Annotated in this window: 20 protein-coding genes; 1 reads left to right on the forward strand and 19 read right to left on the reverse strand. The window is 40.6% G+C overall.

Annotation, left to right across the window (positions count from 1 at the left end; translation table 11 throughout):
* Nucleotides 1-64 precede the first annotated feature (64 nt).
* Nucleotides 65-544, reverse strand: a complete 480-nt coding sequence (locus tag SOS22_RS09825; protein WP_320326068.1) for a hypothetical protein — start codon at nt 542-544, stop codon at nt 65-67.
* Between the two features lie 55 nt (nt 545-599).
* Between SOS22_RS09825 and SOS22_RS09830 the strand changes: the two genes are divergently transcribed.
* Nucleotides 600-1,310 (forward strand): hypothetical protein, encoded by a 711-nt coding sequence (locus SOS22_RS09830; protein WP_320326069.1) that lies wholly within the window; start codon nt 600-602, stop codon nt 1,308-1,310.
* A gap of 31 nt (nt 1,311-1,341) precedes the next feature.
* On the opposite strand, the gene SOS22_RS09835 is transcribed toward SOS22_RS09830, so the two are convergent.
* The 18 genes from SOS22_RS09835 to glyA all read right to left on the reverse strand — a co-directional run bounded on the left by SOS22_RS09835 (nt 1,342) and on the right by glyA (nt 15,900).
* Complete coding sequence (locus SOS22_RS09835) at nt 1,342-1,986, reverse strand: CBS and ACT domain-containing protein (RefSeq protein WP_320326070.1); 645 nt, start codon at nt 1,984-1,986, stop codon at nt 1,342-1,344.
* A 1-nt stretch (nt 1,987) separates the two neighbouring features.
* On the reverse strand, nt 1,988-2,692 hold the full coding sequence (locus tag SOS22_RS09840) for an ABC transporter ATP-binding protein (RefSeq protein ID WP_320326095.1): 705 nt from the start codon (nt 2,690-2,692) through the stop codon (nt 1,988-1,990).
* 7 nt (nt 2,693-2,699) lie between these two features.
* Nucleotides 2,700-3,482 carry an ABC transporter ATP-binding protein gene (locus tag SOS22_RS09845; protein ID WP_320326071.1) on the reverse strand — a complete coding sequence of 261 codons (783 nt, stop codon included), beginning with the start codon at nt 3,480-3,482 and terminating at the stop codon, nt 2,700-2,702.
* The gene (locus SOS22_RS09850) at nt 3,482-4,429 is read right to left on the reverse strand and encodes a branched-chain amino acid ABC transporter permease (RefSeq protein ID WP_320326072.1); all 948 of its coding nucleotides are present in this window, start codon (nt 4,427-4,429) and stop codon (nt 3,482-3,484) included. The genes SOS22_RS09845 and SOS22_RS09850 overlap by 1 nt, the downstream gene beginning before the upstream one ends.
* Before the next feature lie 3 nt (nt 4,430-4,432).
* A complete protein-coding gene (locus tag SOS22_RS09855; protein ID WP_320597062.1) occupies nt 4,433-5,332 on the reverse strand; it encodes a branched-chain amino acid ABC transporter permease in 900 nt (299 codons plus the stop codon).
* A 50-nt stretch (nt 5,333-5,382) separates the two neighbouring features.
* Complete coding sequence (locus SOS22_RS09860; protein ID WP_320326074.1) at nt 5,383-6,555, reverse strand: ABC transporter substrate-binding protein; 1,173 nt, start codon at nt 6,553-6,555, stop codon at nt 5,383-5,385.
* Between the two features lie 182 nt (nt 6,556-6,737).
* A complete protein-coding gene (locus SOS22_RS09865) occupies nt 6,738-7,361 on the reverse strand; it encodes a site-2 protease family protein (protein WP_320326075.1) in 624 nt (207 codons plus the stop codon).
* 5 nt (nt 7,362-7,366) lie between these two features.
* Complete coding sequence (gene ychF / locus SOS22_RS09870) at nt 7,367-8,470, reverse strand: redox-regulated ATPase YchF (protein WP_320597063.1); 1,104 nt, start codon at nt 8,468-8,470, stop codon at nt 7,367-7,369.
* A 2-nt stretch (nt 8,471-8,472) separates the two neighbouring features.
* The gene (locus SOS22_RS09875) at nt 8,473-8,673 is read right to left on the reverse strand and encodes a DUF951 domain-containing protein (RefSeq protein WP_128519413.1); all 201 of its coding nucleotides are present in this window, start codon (nt 8,671-8,673) and stop codon (nt 8,473-8,475) included.
* Between the two features lie 5 nt (nt 8,674-8,678).
* On the reverse strand, nt 8,679-9,533 hold the full coding sequence (folD, locus tag SOS22_RS09880; protein WP_320597064.1) for a bifunctional methylenetetrahydrofolate dehydrogenase/methenyltetrahydrofolate cyclohydrolase FolD: 855 nt from the start codon (nt 9,531-9,533) through the stop codon (nt 8,679-8,681).
* Nucleotides 9,530-9,982 (reverse strand): D-aminoacyl-tRNA deacylase, encoded by a 453-nt coding sequence (gene dtd / locus SOS22_RS09885; RefSeq protein WP_320597065.1) that lies wholly within the window; start codon nt 9,980-9,982, stop codon nt 9,530-9,532. The genes folD and dtd overlap by 4 nt, the downstream gene beginning before the upstream one ends.
* Nucleotides 9,970-10,455: a 2-C-methyl-D-erythritol 2,4-cyclodiphosphate synthase gene (gene ispF, locus SOS22_RS09890; protein ID WP_320326096.1), complete on the reverse strand. Its 486-nt coding sequence runs from the start codon at nt 10,453-10,455 to the stop codon at nt 9,970-9,972. Before ispF ends, dtd begins: the two co-directional genes overlap by 13 nt.
* Nucleotides 10,456-10,577: 122 nt before the next feature.
* Nucleotides 10,578-11,717 carry a hypothetical protein gene (locus SOS22_RS09895; protein WP_320597066.1) on the reverse strand — a complete coding sequence of 380 codons (1,140 nt, stop codon included), beginning with the start codon at nt 11,715-11,717 and terminating at the stop codon, nt 10,578-10,580.
* A gap of 168 nt (nt 11,718-11,885) precedes the next feature.
* The gene (tpiA, locus tag SOS22_RS09900; RefSeq protein WP_320326080.1) at nt 11,886-12,635 is read right to left on the reverse strand and encodes a triose-phosphate isomerase; all 750 of its coding nucleotides are present in this window, start codon (nt 12,633-12,635) and stop codon (nt 11,886-11,888) included.
* A 23-nt stretch (nt 12,636-12,658) separates the two neighbouring features.
* Complete coding sequence (locus SOS22_RS09905) at nt 12,659-13,846, reverse strand: phosphoglycerate kinase (RefSeq protein WP_320597067.1); 1,188 nt, start codon at nt 13,844-13,846, stop codon at nt 12,659-12,661.
* Nucleotides 13,847-13,953: 107 nt separating this feature from the next.
* Entirely contained in the window at nt 13,954-14,142 is a 189-nt protein-coding gene (locus SOS22_RS09910) for a hypothetical protein (protein ID WP_320326082.1), read from the reverse strand.
* 61 nt (nt 14,143-14,203) lie between these two features.
* Nucleotides 14,204-14,674, reverse strand: a complete 471-nt coding sequence (locus tag SOS22_RS09915; protein WP_320326083.1) for a 23S rRNA (pseudouridine(1915)-N(3))-methyltransferase RlmH — start codon at nt 14,672-14,674, stop codon at nt 14,204-14,206.
* Nucleotides 14,674-15,900: a serine hydroxymethyltransferase gene (glyA, locus tag SOS22_RS09920; protein WP_320326084.1), complete on the reverse strand. Its 1,227-nt coding sequence runs from the start codon at nt 15,898-15,900 to the stop codon at nt 14,674-14,676. The genes SOS22_RS09915 and glyA overlap by 1 nt, the downstream gene beginning before the upstream one ends.
* Nucleotides 15,901-16,024 lie beyond the last annotated feature (124 nt).

The following is a 16,024-nucleotide window of genomic DNA, read 5'->3' on the forward strand; positions in this document are numbered from 1 at the left end:
GAATCTTATGCAATTTATTATATTACCCGAAATGCAAGAAAAATGCAACTCCAATTAAAAAAGTTCATGCTTTTTGACAAGCACGAACCATATCATCCAATTGTTCCAAGCTCGCATGCGGATCTTCGACCAAAGCGATCGCATGACGCATCAAATGTTGATAGTTGGCATCCGTTTGAAATTTTTTCGTATCAATATGTTCAACCAACTCATACAATTCCGTTCGTAAGCTATCGATCTCATAGGCAAGATCAACCTCATCCATCAAATCCCGCAAGGACCAATGGATGTTTTCTGGCGTATTTTGAGCCACTCGACCGATATAAATGCCCTCTTCTTGTAACGATCGGGCCAATAAAGACGCATCTTCTTCATATATATAGAGAAATGGCGGTCGCTTCCCTTTGGATGTGGTTGGATGATGCATCAATTCCTCCATGGTCTTTGAACATTCTTGATCTCCCACCACATGATATTCCATGCCTGTCTTTTGTATCACATCGATTATTTTTGGATCTGCTGTACCTAAATAAATCAATACCATTTTTGACACACTCCTTTTTAGACTATACAATACTACTATTCACAGGAGAAATAAAATGAAAAAAATATTCACATGCTTGCTTGTCTGTGTACTTTCTTTGAGTCTTGTTGGATGTTCTTCATCAAAGAACAATGATGATATTTTGCGTTTCTTCGATGCGTTCCATCATACCTTGGATGCCAAATCTGCCCATGTGAGTGGATCACTTGATATGAAAAACAACAAGAACACTTCAAAAATCAAAGTCGATGCTGCCTTGATCCAAGAAAACAAAATTCAATTGGCTTTACGGCTTGGTTTGGAATCCAATGAAAACACCGCCAATGATTTCATCGATTTTTATATCAAAGATGGCAAGACCTATTTAAAAAATCAAGGAACAACTTCACAAAGTGTTGCTTCCAAGATTGGGATCGAAGATGGCAAGCGCTTATCTTCCATCGATCCATTTTTAAATTATTCCGATGAAGAATTAGAAAGTTTCTTTACGGCCAGTTCAAGAAAAGGCAACACCTATTCATTTACGATCGATCCGGATCAATTATCCCAGCTCTTTGATAATCTTGGTTCGGCCAATGTATCCGAAGCCAATCTGGAAGCTACTTTATCCAAAAAGCACATCACCCATTTAAAACTCTATGCCAAAGGAACAATGTCCGTTTCTTCCAAGAAAACCAATACGTTTGAATTTACTTTGAATGTACAAATCAAAGATTTCAACCAAGTCAAAGAAGTAACGTATCCAAATGATCTCGATTCCTATTAAAAAACTGCTCGGCCCATGACCGAACAGTTTTTTATTGATTACTAATTTGTTCCAATACCTCATAACCAGCGTCTTCCAATGCTTTACATAAAAGCGTTGGATCTGAAGCATCACAACGAATCACGATATTGGCAACATCCCCACTATGAGAATATACACCAATATTGGAAATGTTTACATGTTGAGCTACAAAGATCTTTGATAGATTGCCAATCGCACCGATCTCATCTTTGACACCAACGGTGATACGCGAACCTTTCTTTCCCCAACCCAACATGTTCAAGAAACAAGTAAACACATCATTTTGTGTCAATATACCCGTTACTTTATGATCTTTATCCACAACCGGTAAACAACCAATATCATGTTTCAACATCCGATCGGTGGCATCTTCCATCAAATCATCTTCATTCGCAAAGATCACATCTTTGATCATGACGGAACGAACCGTTGTCTTGGACAATAAATAATTCAATTCATAAATGCTTAAGCTGGTTGCCTGTGTACCCGAATTTGAGATCATTCCTTCGGTGATCAAACCAATCAATTGACCATTTTTCACAACGGGTACACGGTGGATATGTTTCGTATTCATCAAGTCGATGATTTCCGAAATCGTTGCATCACTTTCCGTACAAATGACATCGCTTGTCATGAAATCTTTTACTTTAAACATCTTATCCTCCTAAATATGCTTTTTGAACATTTGGACTATTCAATAATTCTTTTCCAGTTCCTTCCAAGACAATATTTCCTGTTTCCAATACATAGGCCTTATCCGCAATGGATAATGCCATTTTGGCATTTTGTTCGATCAATAAGATGGTCGTCCCATTGCGATTGATTTCTTCAATAATGGAAAAGATCTCTTTAACTAAAATAGGCGCTAATCCCATGCTCGGTTCATCCAATAATAATAGTTTTGGTTTTGCCATCAAGGCCCGTGCCATCGCGAGCATTTGTTGTTCACCACCCGATAGTGTGGCCGCATCCTGGCTCGTACGTTCATTTAAGATAGGAAACAATTCGTAACAACGCTTCAGATCCTTTTGGATTCCGTCTTTATCTTTACGCAAGAAAGCTCCCATCATCAAATTTTCATAAACCGTCATACCCGTGAAGATACGACGTCCTTCGGGTACTTGCACCAATCCTTTTTCAACAATATTTTTCGGCTTTGTTTTAGTGATGTCTTCTCCTAAAAATTGGATCGTACCACTGCTCTTTTTCACAATACCACTGATGGCATGCAACATCGTCGTTTTTCCCGCTCCGTTGGCACCAATCAAAGAGACGATCTTTCCTTGTTCGACTTGCATGGTCACACCTTTCAAGGCTTCGATAACGCCATAGTGTACGTGAAGATCCTGAACTTCAAGCATGGACATACTACATTTCCTCCCCTAAATAGGCTTTGATCACAAATGGATCTTTTTGGATTTCTTCCGGTGTACCCGAAGCAATCAATTTCCCATAATTTAACACATAGATCCGTTCACAAATGGACATGACCAAGGACATATCGTGTTCGATCAAAATAACAGTCAATTTGTATTTATCCCGTACGTGATGAATCAGTTGCGTAAGTTCCGTCGTTTCTTGTGGGTTCATACCAGCTGCTGGCTCATCCAAATATAAGATTCGTGGTTGGATGGCAAGAGCCCGTGCAATTTCCAATCGCCGCTGTTCACCATAAGGTAAATTAGTAGCCATTTCATTTCGTTTGCCATACAAACCAACTTCCTTCAATAAATCACAGGCTTTTTCTTCTACCCATTTTTCTTCGGAATAATAAATAGGCAATCGTAAAATGGCAGCAATCGTTCCATAACGAATATTCTTATGCATTGCCACTTTTACATTTTCCAACACCGTCATCGTTTTGAACAAACGAATGTTCTGGAACGTACGAGCCACACCTAGACCCGTAATCTTATAAGGTTTTAAACCACCAATTTGAATTTGTTGGTTATCTTTGGTCAATTCGATCAAACCCGAGCTTGGTTCATAGACACCGGTCAACAAATTGAACAAAGTGGTTTTTCCTGCCCCATTAGGCCCAATCAAACCAATCAGTTCCCCTTCTTTAATTTCCATATTGACATTGGAGACTGCACAAAGTCCACCAAAGTTCTTTGTCAGGTTCTTGACCTCAAGGATCGTTTCTGCCATTAGTCATTCCCCTTTCGTTCTAATAATTTCTTAAATGAAAATTCGCGATTTCCTAAGATACCTTGTGGACGGAAAATCATGATACAAATCAAAGCGACACCATAGATGATCATGCGAAGTTCAGCAAAGTTTTGTAGGAACATATTCAAAAGACCAATCGCAATGGCGGCAATGACACTGGATGTCATAGATCCCAAACCACCAAAGACGACCATAACCAAAATGTCGATGGATTTATTAAAGTTAAATTGCGTTGGTTTGATGATGTAGTAGTTACAAGCAAAAAGTGCACCAGCCAGACTAGCTAACAAAGCACCAATCACAAAGGCTAAAACTTTATATTTTGTCGTATTGATTCCCATCGCTTCCGAAGCAATTTCGTCTTCGCGAATGGAAAGACAGGCACGTCCAGGTGCACTGCGTGTAAAGTTACAAACAACCAATAGCGTAATGACAACACCTAAATAGAGTAAAGGCCAAGTTGTCAGCTTGGGAATACCGCTTAAGCCCGCTGCACCATTGGTGATCTTCATATTTTGGGCCATGATTCGTACGATTTCGGCAAACCCTAAAGTGGCAATGGCTAAATAGTCACCGCGCAAACGGAGTGTTGGCACCGATACGATGATGGCAAGAACAGCAGAAAGCACAAAACCAACCAGGATTCCAATGATCAAGCCGCCTGTGGTGGGCATCATCTTGGTGATGATACCAGCACTATATGCACCAACACACATAAAACCGGCATGTCCCAAGGAGAACTGACCACAAATACCAATGATCAAATTCAAGGAAACAGCTAACATGATATTGATACAAATATCGTAGAGCGTAACTTGATAGTATAAATTAATGATTCCTGTATTCATCAACAACAAGATGATAAAATAGACCACAACCATTAAAACAGTCCACGCAAAATTAACTTTCGTGAATAGATTGCGCACGATCTACACCTTCTCCCTATCGTTCTTGCCCAACAAACCTTCTGGTTTAATGATCAAGATCAAGATCAAAATGATATATACGATGGCATCTTTCCATAAACTGGATCCATAAGCAACAACCATCGTTTCCGCAATACCAACAAAGAAACCACCAAGCATAGCACCAGGAATACTGCCAATTCCACCAAAGACAGCGGCAATAAAGGCTTTAAGACCTGGCGTAAATCCCATCAATGGATTCATGGTATTGTAGTAAACACCAACCAAGATACCAGCAACACCAGCTAAGGCGGAACCTAATAAGAAAGTAAAAGAAATCGTCGCATCCACATTGATACCCATCAATTTAGCCGCATCTTCATCCACACTGACAGCACGCATGGCACGTCCCATCTTGGTCTTGGAAATAATAAATTGTAGAAGCAACATCAATACTATCTTGATGATAAAAATAAAGATCTGCTCCGAAGTGATGCGAATGCTACCCAAATGGAACGATGTATCCGGCAATAATTGTGGGAATTTGATTGGTTCGGCCCCTACGACATATTGGGTCGTATATTCGATAAAATAAGATACACCAATGGCAGTGATCAATGCCGCAATACGTGTGGCATGACGCAAAGGTCGATAAGCAATCCGTTCAACGACCATACCTAGGACGCCACAAAAAACCATCGCCGCAATCAAGGCAATAAAGAATGTCCCGATACTTGGTCCAGATGTGTAACCAAGCATGAGCGTTACCATATAAGCACAATAAGCACCAAGCATATAAATATCACCATGCGCAAAGTTGATCAACTTGATGATACCATAAACCATGGTATAGCCTAAGGCTATCAAGGCATAAATACTACCGAGTGATAAACCATTGAGCAATTGTTGAATAAACTGGTTCATAATTTCTCCTCCTTTTTAAAAGGGGAGCTTTGATCTCCCCTTTACATATCTTACTTATCTGGTGTAACTGGAACGGCTTCGGTTTGTTTACCATTGACTTGGTTAACGACCATGACTGCTTTCACTGGTGAGTGTTTCTTATCGAAAGTAAATGTACCTGTAACACCTGAGAACTTGATATTTTTAATTTGTTTCTGTAATTTTTCACCACCGGCACCGGATTTATCCAATGCTTGTAAGACCAAATTCGTTGAATCATAAGCTAATGCCGAGAACATATTAGGATCTGTACCATATTCTTTATGATAAGCATCGATAAATTCCTTTAATTGATCAGAAGCATTGACCGTCGTATAGGCCGTTGTATAATACACATCATTCAAATTTTGTGCACCTGCTTGTTTAGCAAGAACTTCCGATTCAAATCCATCTGCACCTAAGATCGTGGCATTGACACCTGCTTCTTTGGCTTGCTTGATGATCAAACCACATTCGGTATAATAACCCGCTAAATACATGACATCAAAATCTTGTTTTTGTACTTTCGTGATGATCGAAGCAAAATCTGTATCACCAGCATTGTACGATTCAGTAGCTACAACTTCACCACCATAGCTTTTGAACTTTTTCGTAAATGTATCCGCTAGACCTTTTCCATAGTCACTGACTTCGTTGATGACAACGGCACGTTTCTTGCCTAAATTCTGACTCGCAAATTTGGCCATCGCACTGGCTTGATACGAATCTTCGAAACATACACGGAATGCATAGTCATAGACTTTTCCGTCATTTTCCATAGCACCTTGTTGTGTTGCCGATGGCGAAATGACAGGTACTTTATTATCGGTTGCGGTTTGATACGTCGCAATCGAAGCACTCGAAGTAGCTGGACCAATCAGAGCGGCTACACCATCTTCTGTGATTAGCTTCTGGGCTGCTTTGGTACTTTCAGCCGCATCACCTTTATCGTCTTGCGATTCATACTTGATCTTATATTTATGACCTTTTTTGGCATTGTATTGCTTGATGGCCAATTTAGCACCGTTGTATTCGGCTTTACCATAGCTGGCAACACTACCTGTCAACTCAAAGTTCAAACCAAGTTTGACCGTATCCCCTTTCTTATACGTTTGTGCTTGCGCACCACTGCCACTTGAACAACCAGCTAACAAGCTTGTTGCCATAGCAGCACTTGCTAAAAGCTTAATAAATTTGCCTTTCATCTTAGAGCCTCCCTCTCTCATAAAAATATACCAAAATGATACAATCAATTTTCTGTGGTTTCAAGCGTAAGACAATATTTTTCATTTATTTTCTGAAAATATTGTCTTATTTTTATCCATTTGGTCTATTAACACTTCCTCTTAAGTAAAAAAAACATCCTCCCCTAGGAGGATGCCTGCTTTTATAAACCCCAAAGGACAATTGCCCAATGAGAAAAAAGATCAATGCTATTGCTTACCATTCGCATCAATGGTCCATCCAGAATGCCCGAAGAAATCAATAAGATGAAAACGATCATCATGACATTGGATCCTTGCGTAAAGCGGATATATTTATCCAATGGTAAAAACGCAAATAAGATCTTCGATCCATCCAATGGCGGAATGGGCAATAAATTAAAGACACCAAAACCAATGGATAATACCGCAATGGATGAAAGAAGCGATAACACAAACGTACTTTCCACATTGGCTTTGACACATCCATAATAAAGGATGATCGATACCAAGGCCAATAAAAAATTGGCAATGGGCCCTGCAAAAGCCGTCCATATCATTCCCGTTTTGGGATCTTTATAATAACGAGGATCTACGGGTACGGGTTTGGCCCAACCAAAACGAAACACCAACAAACACAACAACCCCGCCCAATCGACATGGGCCAATGGATTTAAGGTCAATCGCCCTTCTTCCTTCGCGGTTGGATCACCAAACCAATAAGAAACCAAACCATGTGCACTTTCATGAATGCCCATGGCTAGAATGACCGCGATCACACGAATACATATGGATTGTATCGACAACATATCACCTACACATTAAAGCGGAAATGTACGACATCCCCATCTTGCATCACATAGTCTTTTCCTTCCAAACGTAAACGACCGGCTTCACGAATGGCAGCTTCTGTTTCTAATTGGTCAATATCATCGAAAGAATACACTTCTGCTCGAATAAAACCACGCTGAAAATCGGTATGGATGATGCCTGCACATTCCGGTGCTTTCATCCCTTTTTTAAAGGTCCAAGCACGACATTCATCTTCACCAGCTGTTAAAAAGGTTTGCAGATCCAATACCGCATACGCTTTTTGGATCAAAGCATCCAAACCACTATGGGGTAAACCCAAATCGTTTAAGAATTCATCTTTTTCTTCAGCCGATAAACTCGATAGATCTTCTTCGATCTTGGCACACAAAGGCACGATTTGTGCATTGTCCTTCTGTGCATAGGCTTTTAAAGCTTGATAATAGGGATTGGTTTCGGGATCTACAATGCCTTCTTCATCCATATTGGCTACATAGATCACCGGTTTGGTACTCAATAAATTGTATGTTTTTAAGAAGGCAGCTTGTTCATCATCCACTTCGACACTACGAGCTGGTTGTCCTTGTTCCAAGACCGCTTTTAATCGATTGAGAAGATCCATTTCTTCCAGAGCATCTTTGGTCTTGGTCGTGATTGCTTTTCGTTCTACCTTAGAAATTCGATTTTCCACGGTTTGTAGATCTGCCATGACCAGTTCTAAGTTGATGATTTCCACATCCCGCACGGGATCGATCGAATTTTCGACATGGGTGATGTTCGCATCATCAAAACAACGCACGACATGACAAATCGCATCGGTCAAACGGATGTTGGATAAAAATTGATTTCCCAATCCTTCCCCTTTGCTGGCTCCTTTAACTAGACCCGCAATATCGGTAAATTCAAAAGTTGTATAGATGGTTTTTTTGGGATGAAACAATTCCACCAAACGATCAATGCGATGATCCGGTACCTCAACCACACCGACATTGGGATCAATGGTTGCGAATGGATAATTGGCCGCTTCCACTTGTGAATTGGTGATTGCATTAAATAGAGTCGACTTACCTACATTGGGTAGGCCCACAATTCCTGCAGTTAATGACATAATTATTGATTTCCTTTCGATACAACGCGTTTTAAACGCTTTTCAAATTTTGAACGTGGCATTAAAACACTGGCGCCACAACCTAGACATTTCACTCGAATATCAGCACCCATTCGAATGATTTTCCATTGTTTGGATTTATGACAAGGATGCTCCTTTTTCATTTCGATGATATCGCCTAGATCATAATTTTTTTCTTCCATGATCCTTATCCTCTTTCATGATTCCGATAGGCTTCCAAGGTATTCGCTAACAACATACATACGGTCATTGGTCCTACCCCTTTTGGTACCGGAGAGATTGCCGAAACTTTATCTTTGACAGCATCAAAATCAACATCACCACAAAGTTTGCCGTTTTCCATCCGATTGATGCCTACATCGATCACGACTGCTCCTGCTTTGACCCAGGAAGCTTTCACCATTTTCGGACGTCCCATCGCAACCACAAGCACATCCGCTTGGGAACAGATGGATTCGATATCTGGCGTTTTCGAATGGACGATCGTAACGGTCGCATTTTGATTTTGCAGCAACAACGCAACAGGCTTTCCCACTAGATTGGATCGACCACAAACAACAGCTCGTTTTCCGGCCAGATCTTCTAGGCCAACGGATTTCAACATATACATGATGCCTTTGGGCGTACAAGGAACAAATCCAGGCCGACCTGTTAATAGATTTCCCGCATTGAGAGGATGGAGCCCATCGACATCTTTGGATGGATCAATAGCCATGATCACCGAATCTGCATCTAAATGCTTAGGCAAAGGCAATTGGACCAAAATGCCATCCACCTTGTCATCGGCATTTAATGCTCTGACTGTGGCCAATAATTCGGCTTGTGAAATATCGCCATCCAATGTGATCGTTCGATTTTCCATGCCCACACTGATGCAAGCATTCGCTTTGGAACGAACATACGACTGACTAGCTGGATTGTCCCCCACCAAAACAACCGCTAACACCGGCAAGCGTCGGCCATTGGCTTTGATGTGATCCACTTCGGATCGAATCGAGTCCTTCACTTCTTTGGCTAATTCATTTCCCCAAATTGTTTTCATTTACATATCTCCTCACTGTCTAAAACAATGGTCACTGGCCCATCGTTACACAAATCAATTTTCATATCCGCACCAAATATCCCCGTTTGAACATCAATGCCTTTGGCTTGTAAAGAGGCATTGAAAGAATCATACAGCGGAATCGCGATATCTGGTTTGGCTGCTTTCACAAAACTAGGTCGATTGCCTTTTTTACAATCAGCATATAAAGTAAATTGCGAAATGGATAAGATCGCGCCGTTGATGGCTTGGATCGACAAGTTCATTTTACCATTTTCATCACCAAATACACGTAGATTGATGATTTTATGAATCATTTTATCCACAATGGCTTGGGTATCATTCGGTGCAAATCCAACCAAGACAAGAAAGCCTTCTTGTATGCTTCCGGTAACTTGTCCATCCACCGTACAAGTAGCATGTGATACTCTTTGAACTACGACGCGCATTCTTCCTCCAATAGGCAGATGCTCATGGCGACCATGCCTTCTTCTTTCCCAACAAATCCCATTTTTTCGCCACGCGTGGCCTTGATGGAAATTTGATCCATCGAACAATGTAAACAATCAGATATATTTTGCCGCATCTGTTGAATATATGGTGCCATTTTCGGCTTTTCCGCCAAAATGGTCGCATCTACATTGCCAATATGGTATTTCTTTTCTTTCATCATCTCATAGATCTTGGCTAGGATCTTCATACTATCCATATCTTTATATCGAGGATCCGTATCGGGAAAATGCTTGCCGAGATCACCCAATGCCAAAGCACCGAGAATACTTTCCCCAATCGCATGAACCAAGACATCGGCATCAGAATGTCCCAATAAGCCCTTCTCACAAGGAATGGGAACCCCACCTAAGATCAATGGTCGACCAGCCACAAGTTGATGAATATCAATGGATTGACCAATTCGCATAATAAATTTTCCTCTCTATTTGCGTCCACCCCTATTTTGTGTGTTCGCTTTTCTATTTTTTCATAATTTCTATGATACCACAATCCAAACACAAAAAAAGCCTGGGTGTTACCAGGCCTTATCAATTATTGATTAATGGCAATATAATATTGGGTTCCAGCTGGAACATCAATGTTGGAAGCTGCCACATTGGCTGTATAGCCCCAACCACCATTGACAACTGTATCATTACCAACATAAACGGCAATGTGATCCGGAACGACTACGCCCTCTGAGCCGGCACGGCCATCATTCGCATAATAAACCAAGTTACCTGGTTGCAACAAAGAACGATCGGTAAATACCGTTCCTAAGCTTTGGTATTGATCCGGCCAATATACACCATAAACTTCACTACCAGCTGCTGCATTCAATGCATCCGTTGCCGTATTGGTACACCATTCGTGTTCACCAATCTCAGCTAAAGCAGCCTGCGCAACGCGTTCATTGAAAGAACTATTTTGCGTTGTCTGGGTATTGTCAGCAGGTGTAGTAGGTGTTGTCGTTTGCGTATTATCTGCAGGTTGTACCGGTGTGGTTGTTTGCGTATTATCCGCCGGTGTTGTCGGCGTTGTTGTTTGCGTATTATCTGCAGGTGCTGCAGGTTGTACCAGTGTGGTTGTTTGGGTATTATCAACAGGTGCTGTGGTTTGGGTAGTATCAACTGGCGTTGTTGGTTGCTCTACGATCGTTGTGGTTTGATCGCTGACTGGAGTCGTAATCGTACTTTGCGTATCTTCATTAACTACAGGTGTAGATACAACATCACTGGTAGAAGCTGCTTTCTCCAATAGATTTGTCGAATCTGCTTTGTTTGTTTCATCAACAACAGCAGCAACAACCGTTGTATCTGCAACATCCGTTTTAGCCACCGATTCCGTTGCTTGTGTAGTATCATCTAAACGGCTTGATTCTGTGTCTACAGCTTCTACAGTCGATGCTTTTACACTGTCAGCAACTGTAGCAATAGTATCATTCGAAAGAGCTGTCGCACTTGCATTATATGCTTTTTCGGTGTCGGCTTTTCCATCTTTATCTAAATAAATGGCTTTTTTATTGGAAGTTACCCAACTGTTTTTTGCAATCGTACGATCTTTTTTTACATATTTGTCACCATGCCATCCAGGTTGTGATTCCATTGCATAAATTGTTCCAACAACGGGTAGTGCAGAGGCAACACATAAGATCGCGGCAACCTTCTTTCCATTATTTTCTACAAAGTTCATATTATGACCCCCCTATCGGTTTTTTAATTGTACAGTACCAATTTAACATAGATAGACAATGTTTGCAAGTTGACCAAGAGCACTTCCTGGTTCCATTTTTAAATCAAATTGTTGATAAAGCCAATAAAAAAAGCGGGCTCGACAATTCGCCAAGTCCGCTACTTTCAACTATTTTGTTTTTTCAATAATTTCAATGAAACTATCTTCTTTCAAAGAAGCCCCACCAATTAATGCACCATCAATATCTGGTTGCGCCATATATTCCACAACATTATTTGGTTTTACACTTCCACCATATTGAATACGTACTTCATCGGCTGCTTGATCACCAAACAATTCACGAACAGTATCACGAACTGTCTTGCAGCAATTTTCAGCGATTTCAACCGAAGCACTCTTACCTGTACCAATTGCCCAAATTGGTTCATACGCAATGACCATTTTCGCAACGGCTTCTGGTGCTAAACCAGCCAAAGAACCTTTTAATTCCTCTTTGATAACTTGAGCCGATTGACCTGCATCATATTGTTCTTCCGTTTCACCAATACATAAAATAGGGGTAATACCGGCTTTGATCAAACGATGTGCTTTTTTGTTGACGGTTTCATCCGTATCACCAAACATTTGACGACGTTCCGAGTGACCAATAATGCACCATTTGATACCTAATTCTTCCAACATTGGAACAGATACTTCACCAGTGAAAGCACCAGAATCTTCAAAGTGGCAGTTTTCAGCAGCAACGATCAAATTTTTTGCGTTGTCTAAAGCTGTACGTAAATCAGTGAATGGAGCACCGATTCCATATGTAGCTGTATCGGTTGCGGCAACCGCATCGACTTTTTCAAAGAATGCTTTGGTTTCCGCATTATTTTTATTCATTTTCCAGTTTCCAACAATAATTGGTTTTCTTGCCATGATTGATTCGTCTCCTTTAATAATTAGTCTTTATCGCTAATGATTGCGATACCTGGTAATGTCTTACCTTCCATATATTCAAGTGAAGCACCCCCACCAGTGGATACATGAGAGAATTTGTCTGCATATCCTAATTGTTTTGCGGCTGCAGCAGAATCTCCACCACCGATGACAGTAATTGCATCTGGTAATTCCGAAATGGCTTTACAGATTTCTTCTGTACCTTTCGCAAATTTCTTCATTTCGAATACACCCATAGGTCCATTCCAAACTACGGTTTTGGCACCAGCCAATGTTTCTTTGAACAATTCAACCGATTTTGGACCAATATCCAATCCTTGCCATCCATCTGGAATTTGACCAGCATCGGCATATTGTGTATTTGCATCTTCTGAGAAAGCATCGGCGATCACATTATCAACTGGCAATACCAATTTGTCACCTGCTTTTTCAAGATATTCTTTCGCTAAATCGATCTTATCTTCTTCAACTAAAGAATCACCAATCTTACCACCTTGCGCAGCAGAGAATGTGTAAGCCATTCCACCACCAATGATGACTTTATCGGCTTTCTTCAATAAGTTATCGATGACATCGATCTTGCTGGAAACTTTTGATCCACCAATGATTGCAATGAATGGATGAACAGGATTGTCTACAGCCTTACCTAACATGGTTACTTCTTTTTCTACCAAGAAACCAATCGCATTTTCTTTTAAGTTTGTTGGGATACCAACCGTAGATGCATGCGCTCTATGCACAGATCCAAAAGCATCTTCCACAAATACATCGCCTAAGCTTGCCCAATATTTTCCTAATTCAGGATCGTTCTTCGATTCACCTGGTTCATAACGTGTATTTTGAACAACTAAGATTTCGCCATCTTTCAAAGCAGCTACGGCATTTTCCAATGTAGCCCCTCTCGTTTCTGGGCAGAAACTTACTTTTGTATCTGGCAATAATTCTTGTAAACGAGCAGCAGCACATTCCAAATTGTTCTTTGCTTTGTCTTCTTCTGTTTTTACTTTACCTAAATGTGAGAATAATACGACTTTCGCATTGTTTTCAACTAAATACTTGATCGTTGGCAGAGCCATTTGAATACGGTTATCATCCGTGATCACACCATCTTGTCTTGGTACGTTGAAGTCAACACGTACAAGGACCTTTTTTCCATTTACATCAAGGTCTTTTACAGTTCTTTTTGCCATTTAAACTCCTCCTACTGTATAAATATGCGTATTTATTATAACACTTGATTTTGGGTTTTCCTAGACGTTCGTGTAAAACTTCACAAAAAGAAAACGAGGAGCCATCTTTAACGCTCCTCGATCCATGCATGTACACACCAAATGATATCGATCACACAACCAACGATGCATACGATATCCAATTGCCAAGCTAAACTTGGCTGTTTATGCATCAACCAAGCATAACCAATGATCTCAAATAAGATCAAACATGCAAAAACAATATTGACACAAATCAATCCCCTATATAATTTCATGGTATCCCCTAAACCATAATCCCCTTTCTTACAGCGAAAATAACACAAAACGTATCCTTATTTACTTATGATATTGACGATGATGATTGATCATGAACGCCCGATAGACCTGTTCTAAAACAAGGATCCTTGTCATCAAATGCGTAAACGTTAGATCGGATAATTTCCAACGAAAATCCGCCCGGTCGATCAAAGCTTGCGAAGGACCTAATGATCCCGCAATCACAAAGACCAGATGTGCCCCTTGATCTTGCCACCCTTGCATTTTATGAGCAAAATCAATACTATCCAACATCTTCCCCTTCAGATCCAAAAGAATCACCCAATCCGAAGGTTTGATCTTGTCTAAGACACGCAAACCTTCCTTCTCTTTGATCAATTCCACTTCTTTATCCCGATCGGTATGCACATTCGGTTCATCTTTTACTTCTACGATCTCCATGGTATCAAACGAGGATAAACGCTTTATATATTCTTTCTGTAATTGTTGCAGACTACGATCTTTATTCTTGCCAATGGCAATCAGACGCATTAAATTTGCGCCTCTGCCGGGAATTGACGAGTCAAAGCCACAACATCTTCACGTACACGCTTTGCATAGTCTTCATCATCGTGATCCAAAACATCGACGATCCAATGAATGACTTTTTCAAATTCCGCTTCTTTGAAACCACGAGACGTCATGGCAGCCGCACCAATACGTAAACCAGAAGTCACAAATGGTTTTTCCGTTTCAAATGGAATGGTATTTTTATTCACGGTAATACCAGCCAGATCCAATAGATATTCACCCCGTTTACCAGTCATACCTTTCGAACCTTTTAGATCCACCAACAACAAATGATTGTCACTACCACCAGAAACCAAACGATAACCCGCATCCTGGAAGCCTTTGACCATGACTTGTACATTCTTCAACGTTTGTTCCATATAAGTCTTAAAACCTGGCTGCATCGCTTCATATAAACATACACCCTTAGCCGCAATGACATGTTCCAATGGTCCTCCTTGTAGACCTGGGAAAATGGATGAATTTAATTTCTTACCAAATTCTTCTTTGCAGAAAACCATACCACCACGAGGGCCACGCAAAGTTTTATGGGTCGTTGTTGTTACAAAATCCGCATATGGAATAGGGCTTGGATGCAGTCCACACGCAACCAATCCGGCAATATGAGCCATATCTACCATCAAATAGGCACCACATTTATGGGCGATTTCACCAAAACGCTCAAAATCAATGATTCGTGGATACGCAGACGCACCCGCTACGATCAATTTTGGTTTGATGACCATGGCCATGTGCTCCAATTCATCATAATCAATTCGTTCTGTTTCTTTATTCACATTGTATTCAATGAAATGATAAAGTTTCCCTGAAAAATTGACACTGGAACCATGCGTTAAATGACCACCCGATGTTAGATTCATTCCCATCACAATATCACCGGGTTGTAGGATCGTATTGTATACAGCCATATTGGCTTGTGCCCCTGAATGCGGCTGTACATTCACAAATTCGGCACCAAATAATTTCATGGCACGATCTTTCGTTAATTGTTCAGCTTTGTCCACATTGACACAACCACCATAATAACGATGACCTGGCAACCCTTCCGCATATTTATTGGTCAATACCGAACCCTGCGCTTGCCGAACTTCTCTGGATACGAAATTTTCACTCGCAATCAATTCTACATTGTCCAATTGTCGTTGTTCTTCTTGGGCAATGATATCAAACATTTCATTATCTCTCATTGAAATGACCTCCGTTTTATGAATATTATAACTGATTCCCCTACTTCTGTCTTTACCTTTCCATGAAAGAAATCGTTTTTTTCAGTTGTTAAAAAAATTTAAATTTCATTTAAAGCATATGGGT

Source organism: Absicoccus sp., from assembly GCF_034090965.1.
GTDB lineage: Bacteria > Bacillota_I > Bacilli_A > Erysipelotrichales > Erysipelotrichaceae > Absicoccus > Absicoccus intestinalis.

Coding starts and splice junctions, on each gene's coding strand:
- SOS22_RS09825 (WP_320326068.1), bottom strand. CDS start 544: ATGGTATTGATTTATTTAGGTACAGCAGATCCAAAAATAATCGATGTG.
- SOS22_RS09830 (WP_320326069.1), top strand. CDS start 600: ATGAAAAAAATATTCACATGCTTGCTTGTCTGTGTACTTTCTTTGAGT.
- SOS22_RS09835 (WP_320326070.1), bottom strand. CDS start 1,986: ATGTTTAAAGTAAAAGATTTCATGACAAGCGATGTCATTTGTACGGAA.
- SOS22_RS09840 (WP_320326095.1), bottom strand. CDS start 2,692: ATGCTTGAAGTTCAGGATCTTCACGTACACTATGGCGTTATCGAAGCC.
- SOS22_RS09845 (WP_320326071.1), bottom strand. CDS start 3,482: ATGGCAGAAACGATCCTTGAGGTCAAGAACCTGACAAAGAACTTTGGT.
- SOS22_RS09855 (WP_320597062.1), bottom strand. CDS start 5,332: ATGAACCAGTTTATTCAACAATTGCTCAATGGTTTATCACTCGGTAGT.
- SOS22_RS09860 (WP_320326074.1), bottom strand. CDS start 6,555: ATGAAAGGCAAATTTATTAAGCTTTTAGCAAGTGCTGCTATGGCAACA.
- SOS22_RS09865 (WP_320326075.1), bottom strand. CDS start 7,361: ATGTTGTCGATACAATCCATATGTATTCGTGTGATCGCGGTCATTCTA.
- ychF (WP_320597063.1), bottom strand. CDS start 8,470: ATGTCATTAACTGCAGGAATTGTGGGCCTACCCAATGTAGGTAAGTCG.
- SOS22_RS09875 (WP_128519413.1), bottom strand. CDS start 8,673: ATGGAAGAAAAAAATTATGATCTAGGCGATATCATCGAAATGAAAAAG.
- folD (WP_320597064.1), bottom strand. CDS start 9,533: ATGAAAACAATTTGGGGAAATGAATTAGCCAAAGAAGTGAAGGACTCG.
- dtd (WP_320597065.1), bottom strand. CDS start 9,982: ATGCGCGTCGTAGTTCAAAGAGTATCACATGCTACTTGTACGGTGGAT.
- SOS22_RS09895 (WP_320597066.1), bottom strand. CDS start 11,717: ATGAACTTTGTAGAAAATAATGGAAAGAAGGTTGCCGCGATCTTATGT.
- tpiA (WP_320326080.1), bottom strand. CDS start 12,635: ATGGCAAGAAAACCAATTATTGTTGGAAACTGGAAAATGAATAAAAAT.
- SOS22_RS09905 (WP_320597067.1), bottom strand. CDS start 13,846: ATGGCAAAAAGAACTGTAAAAGACCTTGATGTAAATGGAAAAAAGGTC.
- SOS22_RS09910 (WP_320326082.1), bottom strand. CDS start 14,142: ATGAAATTATATAGGGGATTGATTTGTGTCAATATTGTTTTTGCATGT.
- SOS22_RS09915 (WP_320326083.1), bottom strand. CDS start 14,674: ATGCGTCTGATTGCCATTGGCAAGAATAAAGATCGTAGTCTGCAACAA.
- glyA (WP_320326084.1), bottom strand. CDS start 15,900: ATGAGAGATAATGAAATGTTTGATATCATTGCCCAAGAAGAACAACGA.